Genomic DNA, 12,800 nt, shown 5'->3' on the forward strand with positions numbered 1-12,800 from the left:
GTTTTGCTGGCCATGGCACGGTAGTCTTCCATGGCTGGCAGGCGGTATTGCCGGGTGATTCAGCTGATTATTTTTTGGGCGGGAAAATCGGTAGATTTTTAGAGTGAGTTTTTATCTTTAAAAATCAAAATGTTGAGATTGGTGTGTTCCCCACGTGTGTGGGGATGAACCAATTATTACTGCGCTTGGCGTTGGTGCCGTTTCGTGTTCCCCACGTGTGTGGGGATGAACCGTCTCAGGCTGAGGGGCAGACGAATCAGGTTTAGTGTTCCCCACGTGTGTGGGGATGAACCGCAGCATCAATCGTGCTATAAGTCACACCACCTGTGTTCCCCACGTGTGTGGGGATGAACCGCAGTTCGGCCATTTCCTTACGGCTCATTTCGCGTGTTCCCCACGTGTGTGGGGATGAACCGCGCCGCGAGCGCATCCAGATCATGGACTGGTGGTGTTCCCCACGTGTGTGGGGATGAACCCAGTTCCTGCGGCGCTTCGTATAGCAACAGCGCGTGTTCCCCACGTGTGTGGGGATGAACCGAACGGATCGCCAACCAGCGGCAGCTTGCCCACGTGTTCCCCACGTGTGTGGGGATGAACCGTTTTTACGGGAGAGGGCAGTAACCTCGCCGCAGTGTTCCCCACGTGTGTGGGGATGAACCGGCAAACTGCGCGGTAGTGTTCGCCACGCAGTCGTGTTCCCCACGTGTGTGGGGATGAACCGACGGCGCCCCACATGGTTATTGTCTCCCGTCGGTGTTCCCCACGTGTGTGGGGATGAACCGAATTGGTTAGAGAGTTGGCGAAGCGAGGCCAAGTGTTCCCCACGTGTGTGGGGATGAACCGCTGGTCATCCCGCGCGCCAAGTCGACGACGATGTGTTCCCCACGTGTGTGGGGATGAACCGTCTTGATCGAGCGGGCCAGGAACCCCATGCCCGTGTTCCCCACGTGTGTGGGGATGAACCGTTGTCTCAATATGAGACAAGAGACGGGTATTAGTGTTCCCCACGTGTGTGGGGATGAACCGACAGCAGTCCAGAATAGTCGCATGGCGGTTTGGTGTTCCCCACGTGTGTGGGGATGAACCGTACATCAAGTTGAGGACCGCGCGCGCCAATCGGTGTTCCCCACGTGTGTGGGGATGAACCGCGATTCACCACCGATTCGCAATACACCTACGAGTGTTCCCCACGTGTGTGGGGATGAACCGCTGTATTAGATGCGGGCGGCTGCGGGTTATACGTGTTCCCCACGTGTGTGGGGATGAACCGAGAACCTGGGGGATTTTATACGCGGGTTCGTTGTGTTCCCCACGTGTGTGGGGATGAACCGTCACGCCGCTGGTTGGCCGCGTGAAGACCGATGTGTTCCCCACGTGTGTGGGGATGAACCGACGCCATCTCAGCGCTGATCGCTGGCGTGCGAGTGTTCCCCACGTGTGTGGGGATGAACCGCGCGCCTCCAATGGCGCCAGTCGCGCCTCCAAGTGTTCCCCACGTGTGTGGGGATGAACCGCTGCAAGCACTTCTACCTATGGCAATTACTCTGTGTTCCCCACGTGTGTGGGGATGAACCGGACTCGCTGCTGTGGGCGCTGTGCAAACTGGCGTGTTCCCCACGTGTGTGGGGATGAACCTCCAGATTGCGGCCGGCGATGGCCGGATCGGAAGTGTTCCCCACGTGTGTGGGGATGAACCGGACACCGCCACATGCGCCCTACTTCCCTTGTTTGTGTTCCCCACGTGTGTGGGGATGAACCGGAATGGATTTCCCCAAACCCGACGCGCAACGACGTGTTCCCCACGTGTGTGGGGATGAACCGTAGACGCCGTCGATTTTCAGGTGCGGCATGGGGTGTTCCCCACGTGTGTGGGGATGAACCGGCCGCCCAGCAGCAAACTGGCGGCACCACTCAGTGTTCCCCACTTGTGTGGGGATGAACCGACGCGCTCTACGCCCAGGGCCGCACCAAGCCCGTGTTCCCCACGTGTATGGGGATGAACCGTGTTCCGGCAACTGTTGGGCCATCTCCAAATAGCGTTCCCCACATGCGTGGGGATCCATTACCGCTATATCAGTCGTTCAAGAGTTCTCCATCCCGGCAGGGATGCGTTCCAAACTGCCTGCCATGCCGATCGGCGTGTGATTCACATCCGATCGCCGGTTTCGTTCAGGTGGAAATGATGATGCTTTCCGCCCATGCAGAACGAAAGGACTGGCTATGCCCTGGATGACCGACTTGTTCCGTACCGCCAATGACGCCAGAGGTCCGTTTCCTGATCGTCCCTTGTCGCGCGTCACGCTGCCCGGGACGCACGACTCTGGCTGTTATGTGGACCGGGCGGTGAGCAACGCGCTTTCCAAAACCCAAAGCCAGGACATCTACGGCCAGCTGTTGGGCGGCATCCGGTATTTCGATATCCGGCCATGCGTCAAGGATGGGCGGTTGTTCACCTATCACGGCGAGTTTTATACCGGCGGGCCGATAGATGGCGAGGATGGCATTCTGATGCAGCTTCGCCGATTCATGCTGGAGCTGGAGACGGCCCATCGGGAACTGGTCATTCTGAACATTTCCCACTTCTACCACTTCACCCACTTGAGCCATGAGTTGTTGATCCAGCAGATCGTCGCGACATTGGGCGAATTCCTGGTGCCGCATCGTCAAGGCGGGATCAATCTGTTCCAGGCGCCATACCGGACATTGCTGGACGATGGCAAAGGCGCGGCCGACAGCATCCGCTCGCGAGTGGCGGTGTTGTATGACGGCGCGTTGGATACCGCCCGCGAGGAGTATGTGGCGAGCCGCGGCCATGTCTTGCCCAAAGGCTTTTTCGTCGTGGCGCCGAAATACCCGATGGGGGAAAACAGCCTGTATCTGTTCGATCAGTATTCCAATAGCACCGGCGTCGACGATGGCGTGCTGTTCAATGGCATGCAAACCGATCAGCTTTTGAAATTGACGCAACGCAATGGCTACGGTTTCGCACCCAACGGCAAATGGACCGTTCCGGAAGGTTATGATGCAAACTGGTTTCTTGACCAAGCCCGGGGCGTGCCCCGGACCTTGCATCTGCTGTCCTGGACGCTTACGCCGCAGAAGGTGTTGGGCGATCCGCTGGAGTACGCGCGGCGGTATGCCAATCCGCGTCTGCTGGCGTTTTTTACGGAGCACGGACGTTGGGTCGGCCAAGACTACGACCCTCTGGCCGATCCCCAGGTCAACATCGTCTATGTGGACGATTACGCGTCGCTGCTGCACACGAATATCGCCTCGCCCTGGTTTGGGCTGGCGATGCCGGTAGCGATCTCCGCCCGGCTGAATGCCGGTGCGCTGGGAGCCGCCAATACCTGGTAGCGCAGCGGGAGGCGGGGATAAAGAAGGGCCGCAGGCTCCGCCAGTGGGCGCGCCTGCGGGCCATCGCGTGACTTATGTCAATATTCTTATTTGCCAAAATGACAATGTGTTTTTGAGCTGCTAACCTGCGCGCCTGGGTCGAGTCCAGCGGGCTGACCGGTTGTCACCGGAGGGGCGATGCAGGCGTACTGGCGGTACAGGGGCAAGTCTTCGCCGCGCGACGAGGCGGGAGATCGATGGCATTTGCTGCCATTTCACATGCTGGACGTGGCGGCGGTGATGGAGGCGCTGCTGGACCAGCGGCCGGCGTGGGGAGCGGTTTGCGCCGCCAGCCTGGGTTGGGATGTGGCGCAGTTTCGCGCGGCGGCGGTCTATTTCGCCCTCTTGCATGATCTGGGCAAGTTCGCCCGCAGCTTCCAGTCCATCCTGCCGCCGGGCTCGGCCGACTTGGTGCCGGTGGACAGGGCGCCGCGATACGCCGAGCGTCACGATACCCTCGGTTATTTGTTGTGGATGGACCATCTGCGGTCGAACCTGCCAGCCGAGGTATTGCCTGCTGCGGAGCATGCCCGGTGGGAGGCATGGATACGGATCGTCTGCGGCCACCACGGCAGGCCGCCGCGCGAGGGCGATTCCAAGCGCTTGTACGCCGACGATCATTTCCTGCCGGACGATATGGCCGCCGCGCTTGCCTTCGCTTGCGATGCCGCAGCCCTGGCCGGGCCCTTGCCGCAGCCGGCTGACGATCTGGACCCGCGCATAGCCTGGCAACTGGCCGGCCTGATGGTGCTGGCTGACTGGTTGGGCTCCAATCAATTTCACTTCCCGTATCGGGCCCTGCCGATGGCGCTGGCCGACTATTGGGCCGATCACGCCCGGCCCGCTGCCCGGCGCGCGGTGACGGCATCGGGATTCGCCGTTTGCCGCAGCGCGGCGTATGTCGGCGCCGACCAACTGACCGACTTTATCCCTTACCTATCCGCTCCCACTCCCCTGCAGCGTTACGCCGCCACGGCGCCGCTGGCCGAAGGGCCGCAGCTTTTTCTGCTGGAGGATGTGACCGGCGCCGGCAAGACCGAGGCGGCGTTGATCCTGGCGCACCGGCTGATGGCGGCCGGACTGGCCGACGGCCTGTACTTCGCCCTACCCACCATGGCTACCGCCAACCAGATGTACCGCCGCGTTGGCGGCGTGTACCGCAAGTTATTCGTCAAGGGCGAACAGCCTTCGCTGGTTCTGGCCCACTCTGCCCGTCAACTGGTGGAAGACTTCGCGCTCAGCGTGCAGCGCGGCGGCCGGCCCTATGCCAAGGACGATGCCTCGGCAGGCATGAGCTGCAATGCCTGGCTGGCGGACAATAACAAAAAAGCCTTGCTGGCCCAGGCCGGCGTCGGCTCCATAGACCAGGCCTTGCTGGCGGCGTTGCCGGTGCGGCACCAGTCGCTGCGTTTGCTGGGCCTGAGCCGCAAGGTGTTGGTGGTAGATGAAGTGCACGGTTTCGATCCCTATGTCCGCACTTTACTGGCCGGTTTGCTGCGCTGGCACGCGGCGCAGGGCGGCAGCGCGGTGCTGTTGTCCGCCACCGTGCCGGAGCGGATCAAGCGCGAGTTGCTGAACGCTTATCGCCAAGGCTTGGCCCAGCCTGGCCTGAGCCAAGCCTTCCTGCCGGATTATCCCTTGGCCAGCCATCTGTCCGCCTCCGCCTTCCATCAGCAGCCCTGTGAAACCCGCCGCGAGGTCAAGCGCAAGGTGCGGGTGGCGCATCTGCATGATGAACAGGCTGTGATCGAGCTGATCATCCAGCAAGCGCATGCCGGCCGCTGCGTGTGCTGGGTGCGTAATACGGTGGACGACGCTCGTCGCGCCTTTGACCTGCTGCGGGATGCCATTCCCGCCGATAGGTTGCACCTATTCCATAGCCGTTACGCGATGGGGCATCGGTTGGAGATAGAAGACAAAGTATTGGATGCGCTGGGCAAGCATTCCGATGCGGCCACGCGCGCGGGACGGGTGTTGATTGGCTCTCAAGTATTGGAACAGAGTTTGGATTTCGACGCCGACGTGATGGTCAGCGACTTGGCGTCGATAGACCTGCTGATCCAGCGCGCCGGCCGCTTGCAGCGCCATGCTCGCCAGGCGGACGGTCAGCCGTGGCCGGACGACGTGCCGTCGGCGCAGCGTGTCGAGCAACGGCCGGAGCCTGTGTTCTATCTATACGGTCCGGAGCCGGACGACGAGGCCAAGGCCGATTGGTATGGCCGGCTGTTCCCCGGCGCGCAATACGTATACCCGGATTCCGCCAAGCTATGGCAGACCCAGCAGGCTTTGCTGGCAGCGGGCGGCATTGTGTCGCCTGGAGAAATCGGCGAAGCCGGAGCAGTGCGGCAGTTGGTGGAGGCCGTATATGGCTCAGCCAGCGAACGTGAAACGCCGGCTGAACTGCAAGCTGCCGCCAATAAATGCCTGGGTGAGGCGATGAGCCAGCGCAGCATGGCCTTGTTCAACGGGCTGGATTGGGAAAAGGGCTACTGCGAGGACAGCAGCAAGCATTGGGTGGAAGACAGCGACGTCGCCACCCGGCTGGCCGACGAAACGCGGCTGGTCTATCTGGCAGTGGCCGATGGCGAGGCCTTGCGGCTGCTGTTCCCAAGCGATGATCCGCGCCTGCAATGGCAGCTGTCCGCGCTGCGGGTGGACGCCAACAGGCTCAAGGATATCGCGCCGGCCTGGCGGCAGCGCTTCAAACCCTGGCTGGACGGTTTGGCGCGGGACCAGCCCTGGCTGACCGAGTACGACCTGATCTTGCCCTTGATTGCTGGCGAAGAGGCTGGGGTGTGGCTGGGGCAGGGTATTGATGCCAGGGGCAAGGCGGTGGCGGTGCGGTACAGCCTGGAGTTGGGCTTGCTGTGGAAGTGAACCAGGCGGCCGGGGCCGCCTGGAATAAGCCCTGCTATCGCAAGGAACGTATTGACAGATATTAAGGATAGAATCCCCATTCTGTGGTTCATCCCCAACTTCTTGAGGAACCTTTGCATTATAACAGATTGGGTGTTGAGACTCAAAATCCCCATGCCCCTTTCTGCTTTACTTTTTTTTGATGAGTGCTAGAATCTCGAATGTCATCATTCGGGAGGCTGAGTAATGCGCGAATTTCTGGTGTGGGTGTTGGGTAGTGAAGCTGTTGGGACTTTGGCGGGTAAAGGTAATGGCTGGGCTGTGGCGTTGATTTTGGTGTTGGTGATTGCCCTGATTTTCATCTGGCGAGTGAAGAAGGTTGAATTCAAGTAACTAGGAGGGTGGGATGAATCTACTCAACCCCGCCAACCGCTGGCTCCGCCTCAAACGGCGCGACGGCAGCGTGTCGCCGGGCAGCGTCTACGACGCGGCGGACCCGGAGGTGGTGGACGTGCTGGCGCCGCGGGCGGATTTTCGCGGCGCGCTGTATCAGCTGCTGATCGGCCTGATGCAAACGGCGGCGGCGCCGGGCAATCTGAATGACTGGCTGGGCTATTGGAATACGCCGCCCAGCGCGGCGGAGCTGGAGACCTGGCTCACGCCACTGCGGCCGGCTTTCGAGCTGACCGGCGATATCGCCTTCATGCAGGACCGCGACGCCAAGCTGGAAGGCAACGCCAAAAGCACCGCCGAGCTGCTGATCGATACCGGCTCGGATTCCAATCTGTTCTTCAACAAACTGGCCGACTGGCAGGGCCTGTGCGAGAGCTGCGCGGCGCAGGCCTTGTTCACCTTGCAGATCAACGCGCCCAGCGGCGGAGTTGGACATCGCACTTCTTTAAGAGGCGGCGGGCCGCTGACCACGCTCACGCTGGTGCAGCCTAGCGATAGCGACGCCTCGCTGTGGCATAAGCTGTGGCTGAACGTGTTGCCGCTGGATGGCGAGGACGCCGCCTGGCGCGCGGAGTCGCCGCTGTCGGCCAAGTTGCCGTGGCTGGCGGCCACCCGCGTCAGCGACAAGAGCGGGGTGGAGACCTTGCCGGAGGATGTTCATCCGCTGCAAGCCTACTGGAGCATGCCGCGCCGCATCCGGCTGGATGTGGACGACGTGGCCGGCGGCGTGTGCGAGGTATGCGGCGAGACGCACGATGCGCTGTACCGCCAGTACCGCACCCGCAATTACGGCGTCAACTACACCGGCCCCTGGCAGCATCCGCTGACGCCTTATCTGTTCGATGCCAAAGACCCGTCCAAGCCGCCGTTGTCGGCCAAAGGAGGCCGTGCGGCCGGCGGTTATCGCCACTGGCTGAGCCTGACGCTGGGCGAGAACGACAACGAAAAAACCGCGCGGGTGGTGCGTGACTTCAACCGCAAGGGCGGCAAGGCCGACAAGCTGAAGCTGCGCGGCGAGGCGCGGCTGTGGTGCTTCGGCTACCAGATGGACAATATGAAGGCCGAGGCCTGGCGCGACGCCACGCTGCCCTTGTTCCGGCTGGAAAGCGGCGATGAGCGCCATTTCGTCGAGGCCGCGCGCCAGTTGCTGGATGTCGCCCGGCAGAGCGCGTTGATGCTGGGCGATCAGGTGAAAAAAGCGCGCCGAATGGACAAGAAAGAGCCGGCCGTCGAGCAGAGTTTCTGGCAGCGCAGCGAGGAGCTGTTCTACCAGGCGGTGGCGCGCTTGGCCGAATCTGAACAATTGGACGAGGCCGGCCAGGCGCAAGCGTTTTCCGCCTGGTTGCCGCCGTTGAGGCGGCTGGTGCTGGAGCTGTTCGATTACTGGGTGCTGTGCGCGCCGATAGAGCAGATGGACATGGCTGGGACAGTGCGCGCGCGCGCCGATTTGCAGCGCGGCCTGTGGCGGGCCAAACCGCACAAGATCATGGGCGAGCGGATTGCCCGTTACCAGGGGGAAGGCGATGAAGCTGTTGCTCGATAAGGCCGATCGGGAAAAGTTGGCCAAGACCGTGGCGCAGTGGCGCCTGGCCCTGGACCCGAGCGACGAGGAGCGCCGCGGGCCGTTCGCGATGTTGAAGCGGGCAGACCGCGCCCAGTTGCGGCGCTGCGCCGCGCCGGAGGATGTGCTGCTGCAATCCGCTTTCCATCGCCTGCTGCAAGAGTTGAAGCGCCAGGGCGTGGCGGTGGAGGCGGACGAGCTGGCGCTGGCCGCCGGCGTGGCGGCGCATGCCCAGCATGCGCCGGGCAAGGCGTTTGCCCGCAGCCTGGGCCGCAAGAACGATGTAGGCCGCGTCGCGATGAGCGAGCTGCGTTTTCATCAGCTGCAAACCTGCCGCGACGAGGATGGTTTTTTCCGCCAGACCCGCCGCGCGGTGGACCTGCTGGGAGGCGAGGTCGATGTCGGCAAGCTGGCGGTGGAGCTGCTGCAGTGGGTGCGCGAGTTCCGCCACCCCGACGCGGCGCTGGCGCCGAAAGAGCGACTGAAGCTGCGCTGGGCCGCCGACTACTACCACGAATCGCTGCGCGAAGCCGATCAAGAACCCGCCTGATTGCCATTGGAGACAAAACATGAGCCGTTTCATCCAGCTGCACACCCTGATTTCCTACCCGCCGGCCAATCTGAACCGCGACGATCTGGGCCGCCCCAAGACCGCGATGATGGGCGGAGTCGAGCGCCTGCGGGTGTCGTCGCAAAGCCTGAAGCGCGCCTGGCGCACGTCGGAGTTGTTCGAGCAGAAGCTGTTCAGCAAGGTGGGCGAGAGCGAGGGCGCGCTGGGCACGCGCACCAAGCTGCTGGGCGTGGAGGCGTATGACAAGCTGAAAGCCGCCGGCTTTTCGGACAAGTTGGCCGGCGACAGCGCCAATGAGATCGCCAAGGTGTACGGCGCTTTGAAGAAGGACAAGCCTTACGAGATCGAGCAACTGGTGCACATCTCGGCCGAGGAGAAGGCCTCGCTGGACAAGCTGGTGGCCAAGCTGATCGCCGATAAGCGCGCGCCGGAGAAAGAGGAGCTAGACGCGCTGCTGCACCGGCAGCAGGCGGCGGACATCGCGATGTTCGGCCGCATGCTGGCCAGCAAGGCCGAGCATAACGTCGAGGCCGCGGTGCAGGTGGCGCACGCGCTGGGCATCCACGCCACGGCGGTGGAGGACGACTATTTCACCGCGGTGGACGATCTGAACCGCAAAGACCCCGGCGCGGCCCACATCGGCGAAAGCGCCTTCGCCGCCGCGGTGTTTTACCAATACATCTGCATCGACCGCGAATTGCTGCTGCAAAACCTGGGCGGCGACCACGCGCTGGCGCAGCGCGCCATCGCGGCGCTGGCGGAAGCCGCGCTGACCGTTGCCCCGAACGGCAAGCAAAACAGCTACGCCAGCCGCGCCTACGCTCATTACGCGCTGGCCGAACGCGGCGACCGCCAGCCGCGCAGCCTGTCGCTGGCCTTCCTCAAGCCACTGAATAGCGGGGATTACGCGGCTGGCGGCATCCAGTCTCTGGTTTCCGTGCGTGACAATATGGACAAGGTATACGGCGCTTGCGCCGATAGCCGCTATGAATTCGATGTGATCAAGGGCGAGGGCAGCCTGCAGGCGCTGCTGGCTTTCGCCGCGGAGTAAGGCCATGCGCGAGTATCTGGTTTTCCGGCTGTATGGCCCCATGGCCAGCTGGGGCGAATTGGCGGTGGGCGAGCAGCGCGTCAGCGCCGACCACCCGTCGCGTTCAGCCCTGCTGGGCTTGCTGGGCGCGGCGCTGGGCGTGAGGCGGGACGACGAGGCCGGCCAGCAGGCGCTGGGCCGCGGCTACCGCTTCGGCGTCAAGCTGATCGCCGCCGGCATGCCGCTGCGCGACTACCACACCGTGCAGTGGCCGGACATCCCCAAGAAGTTCGCCTACCGCACCCGCCGGCAGGAAATGCGCGACAAGGCAAAGCTGAACACCATCCTTACCAGCCGCGAATACCGCAGCGACAGCCTGAGCGTGGTGGCGGTGGTGGCCGCGCCGGACGCGCCGCATGGCCTGGCCGCGCTGGCGGATGCGCTGCGCTCTCCGGTGTTCATGCCTTACCTTGGCCGCAAGTCCTGCCCGCTGGCGCTGCCCTTGGACCCAAGGCTGGGCGGTTTCGACACGCTGAAGCAGGCGCTGGACAGCCGCGACGATGAGCCGTTTGTGCCGGGCGTCGATCTTGATGACGACGAGTCGTTGTCGATCGATATCGATCTGGATAAGGACAGACAGGCGCGTTACTTCTGGGACGAGGCGATGGCCGATATCGGCATGGACGCCACTTTGCAACTGACGCGGCACGACCAGCCGCTGTCGCGCCGACGCTGGCAGTTCGAGCCGCGGCGGGAGCTGGCCTATCTGGCGGGAGGCAGGCAATGAGCCATTATCTGTCCCGCATCACGGTTCCGGCGTCTGCGGCGGTCTGCGAATCGGACGTGATGATCGCCGGCAACGCCTATCGCGACCACCGCTTGATGTGGAAGCTGTTTCCGGACGCGCCGGACGCCAAGCGCGATTTCCTGTTCCGCGCGGAGCAGGGCGCCAACGGGCATCTGCTGTACTACCTGCTGTCGCAGCGTCCGCCGCAGGCCTGGCATTCGGCGGTGAGGGTGGAAAGCAAACCTTACCGGCCAGAGTTGGACGCCGGTGAATGGGTGCATTTCAGCCTGCGCGCCAACCCGGTGGTGGCCAGACCCAAGGAGAAGGGGCAGCGCAGCCAGCGCCACGATGTGATGATGGCGGCCAAAACCGAGGCGAGAGCAAAAGGCTTGTCGCCGGGAGACACCCAGGCGGCGATGACCGGCGCCGCGTTGGACTGGCTCACCCGCCGCGCCGCGGCCTGGGGGCTGGAAATCGATGTCGACGAAGTGCAGGTGGACGCTTATTTTCAGCATGTGCTGCACAGCAAGGGGCGCCGGATGCGCTTCTCCTCCATCGACTATCAGGGCATGGCCAGGGTGGCTGATGGAGACAAGCTGGCGCAGGCGCTGTTGGGGCAGCCCGCCGTCGCGCCGCATTCCAGCCTGGGCCATGCCTTGGGCTTTGGTTGCGGCCTGCTGTTGGTGAAACGCCTGCCATGAGCCAATTGCTGCCGCCTCTGAAGCCGCTCCCGATCAAGGAGCGGCTTTCTGTTTTGTTTGTCGAGCGCTGCCAGCTGGATGTGCTGGACGGCGCTTTCGTCGCGGTGGACGCCACCGGCGTGCGCACCCACATCCCGGTGGGCGGCGTGGCCTGCTTGATGCTGGAGCCGGGCGTGCGGGCGTCGCACGCCGCCTGCAAGCTGGCTGCCCAGGTGGGCACTTTGCTGGTGTGGGTGGGCGAGGCCGGGGTGAGGCTGTATTCGGCCGGCCAGCCCGGCGGCGCGCGCGCCGACCGGCTGCTGTACCAGGCGCGGCTGGCGCTGGACGAGGACGCGCGGCTGAAGGTGGTGCGCGAGATGTACCGCCGCCGCTTCGGCGACGAGCCGCCGCAAAAGCGCAGCGTGGAGCAGCTGCGCGGCATCGAAGGCGCGCGGGTGCGGGCCATGTACCAGCAGCTGGCGCAGCAGTACGGCGTCAAATGGCAGGCGCGCAACTACGACAGCGAAGACTGGGACCAGGCCGACATCCCCAACCGTTGCCTGTCCGCCGCCACCGCCTGCCTGTACGGCGTGACCGAGGCCGCGGTGCTGGCGGCCGGCTACGCGCCGGCCATCGGCTTCATCCACAGCGGCAAGCCGCTGTCATTCGTCTACGACGTGGCCGACGTTTACAAATTCGAAACCGTGGTGCCGGTAGCCTTCGCCGTCGCCGCCAAGCCGGTGCATAACGTGGAGCGCGAGGTGCGCCAGCGTTGCCGCGACATGTTCCGCAAGACCCGGCTGCTGGAGCGCATCATCCCGGACATCGAAACGATGCTGAACGCCGGCGGTTTGGACAAACCGGAGGAGCAGGGCGTGGTGGGCGCGGCGTTTCCGGAAGACGAGGGACTGGGCGATGCTGGTCATCGTGCTTGAGAACGCGCCGCCCCGGCTGCGTGGCCGGATGGCGATCTGGCTGCTTGAAATCCGCGCCGGCGTTTACGTGGGCAACTACAACCGCAAGATCCGCGACTACCTGTGGCAGCAGGTGGAGGAGGGGTTGGAAGACGGCAACGCGGTGATGGCTTGGCAAGCCGCCACCGAGGCCGGCTTCGACTTCGTCACGCTTGGGGCCAACCGCCGCATGCCGGCCGAGTTCGACGGCGCGAAGTTGGTGTCTTTTCTGCCGCCTCCGGTACCGGAAGAGACCCGTGAATAGCATGTGGATCGCTTTGCTTCAGGGGGCGATTTGGCTCTTCGAAAATCGGTAGATTTTTAGGTGGTGTTTTTATTTTGCAAAATCAATTGCTTGCGATTGGTCTGTTCCCCACGTGCGTGGGGATGAACCGAAGCCTTTCTAGTAAACCGCCGCCGGGCGCAGCTGTTCCCCACGTGCGTGGGGATGAACCGCATGCGTGGCTGCGGCTGAAAAATCCAATAACCTGTTCCCCACGTGCGTGGGGATGA

General features: G+C 63.3%; 10 protein-coding genes and 2 CRISPR repeat arrays (1 of these 12 running past the window's edge). All 10 genes read left to right on the plus strand.

Features of this window, described 5'->3' with window-relative positions:
- Positions 1–143: 143 nt before the first annotated feature.
- Positions 144–2,004: a CRISPR direct-repeat array (repeat unit 29 nt; unit sequence GTGTTCCCCACGTGTGTGGGGATGAACCG).
- A 225-nt stretch (positions 2,005–2,229) separates the two neighbouring features.
- The 10 genes from BKX93_RS19875 (at position 2,230) to cas2e (ending at position 12,552) form a co-directional block, all read left to right on the plus strand.
- Positions 2,230–3,357 carry a PI-PLC domain-containing protein gene (locus tag BKX93_RS19875; protein WP_186009450.1) on the plus strand — a complete coding sequence of 376 codons (1,128 nt, stop codon included), beginning with the start codon at positions 2,230–2,232 and terminating at the stop codon, positions 3,355–3,357.
- 177 nt (positions 3,358–3,534) lie between these two features.
- On the plus strand, positions 3,535–6,273 hold the full coding sequence (locus BKX93_RS19880) for a CRISPR-associated helicase/endonuclease Cas3 (protein ID WP_070981024.1): 2,739 nt from the start codon (positions 3,535–3,537) through the stop codon (positions 6,271–6,273).
- Positions 6,274–6,498: 225 nt separating this feature from the next.
- Positions 6,499–6,645 carry a hypothetical protein gene (locus tag BKX93_RS25425; protein ID WP_160300461.1) on the plus strand — a complete coding sequence of 49 codons (147 nt, stop codon included), beginning with the start codon at positions 6,499–6,501 and terminating at the stop codon, positions 6,643–6,645.
- Positions 6,646–6,658: 13 nt separating this feature from the next.
- Complete coding sequence (gene casA, locus BKX93_RS19885; RefSeq protein ID WP_070981026.1) at positions 6,659–8,248, plus strand: type I-E CRISPR-associated protein Cse1/CasA; 1,590 nt, start codon at positions 6,659–6,661, stop codon at positions 8,246–8,248.
- Complete coding sequence (gene casB, locus BKX93_RS19890; RefSeq protein ID WP_070981027.1) at positions 8,229–8,816, plus strand: type I-E CRISPR-associated protein Cse2/CasB; 588 nt, start codon at positions 8,229–8,231, stop codon at positions 8,814–8,816. Before casA ends, casB begins: the two co-directional genes overlap by 20 nt.
- Before the next feature lie 19 nt (positions 8,817–8,835).
- Positions 8,836–9,888: a type I-E CRISPR-associated protein Cas7/Cse4/CasC gene (cas7e, locus tag BKX93_RS19895; RefSeq protein ID WP_070981029.1), complete on the plus strand. Its 1,053-nt coding sequence runs from the start codon at positions 8,836–8,838 to the stop codon at positions 9,886–9,888.
- 4 nt (positions 9,889–9,892) lie between these two features.
- Entirely contained in the window at positions 9,893–10,654 is a 762-nt protein-coding gene (gene cas5e / locus BKX93_RS19900) for a type I-E CRISPR-associated protein Cas5/CasD (protein ID WP_046168838.1), read from the plus strand.
- Positions 10,651–11,355, plus strand: a complete 705-nt coding sequence (cas6e, locus tag BKX93_RS19905) for a type I-E CRISPR-associated protein Cas6/Cse3/CasE (protein WP_070981031.1) — start codon at positions 10,651–10,653, stop codon at positions 11,353–11,355. Before cas5e ends, cas6e begins: the two co-directional genes overlap by 4 nt.
- Positions 11,352–12,269, plus strand: coding sequence for a type I-E CRISPR-associated endonuclease Cas1e (gene cas1e / locus BKX93_RS19910; protein WP_070981032.1), 918 nt, complete (start codon positions 11,352–11,354; stop codon positions 12,267–12,269). Before cas6e ends, cas1e begins: the two co-directional genes overlap by 4 nt.
- The gene (gene cas2e, locus BKX93_RS19915) at positions 12,250–12,552 is read left to right on the plus strand and encodes a type I-E CRISPR-associated endoribonuclease Cas2e (RefSeq protein WP_046159000.1); all 303 of its coding nucleotides are present in this window, start codon (positions 12,250–12,252) and stop codon (positions 12,550–12,552) included. Before cas1e ends, cas2e begins: the two co-directional genes overlap by 20 nt.
- A gap of 101 nt (positions 12,553–12,653) precedes the next feature.
- A CRISPR array of direct repeats spans positions 12,654–12,800; the repeat unit is 29 nt; unit sequence CTGTTCCCCACGTGCGTGGGGATGAACCG (it continues 1,103 nt past the right edge of the window).

Source organism: Chromobacterium vaccinii, assembly GCF_001855275.1.
Classification (GTDB): Bacteria; Pseudomonadota; Gammaproteobacteria; order Burkholderiales; family Chromobacteriaceae; genus Chromobacterium; species Chromobacterium vaccinii.

Bases quoted from the DNA above. Each gene is read 5' to 3' on its own strand.
- casB (WP_070981027.1), top strand. From the start codon at position 8,229: ATGAAGCTGTTGCTCGATAAGGCCGATCGGGAAAAGTTGGCCAAGACC.
- BKX93_RS19880 (WP_070981024.1), top strand. From the start codon at position 3,535: ATGCAGGCGTACTGGCGGTACAGGGGCAAGTCTTCGCCGCGCGACGAG.
- casA (WP_070981026.1), top strand. From the start codon at position 6,659: ATGAATCTACTCAACCCCGCCAACCGCTGGCTCCGCCTCAAACGGCGC.
- BKX93_RS19875 (WP_186009450.1), top strand. From the start codon at position 2,230: ATGACCGACTTGTTCCGTACCGCCAATGACGCCAGAGGTCCGTTTCCT.
- cas7e (WP_070981029.1), top strand. From the start codon at position 8,836: ATGAGCCGTTTCATCCAGCTGCACACCCTGATTTCCTACCCGCCGGCC.
- cas6e (WP_070981031.1), top strand. From the start codon at position 10,651: ATGAGCCATTATCTGTCCCGCATCACGGTTCCGGCGTCTGCGGCGGTC.
- cas1e (WP_070981032.1), top strand. From the start codon at position 11,352: ATGAGCCAATTGCTGCCGCCTCTGAAGCCGCTCCCGATCAAGGAGCGG.
- BKX93_RS25425 (WP_160300461.1), top strand. From the start codon at position 6,499: ATGCGCGAATTTCTGGTGTGGGTGTTGGGTAGTGAAGCTGTTGGGACT.
- cas5e (WP_046168838.1), top strand. From the start codon at position 9,893: ATGCGCGAGTATCTGGTTTTCCGGCTGTATGGCCCCATGGCCAGCTGG.
- cas2e (WP_046159000.1), top strand. From the start codon at position 12,250: ATGCTGGTCATCGTGCTTGAGAACGCGCCGCCCCGGCTGCGTGGCCGG.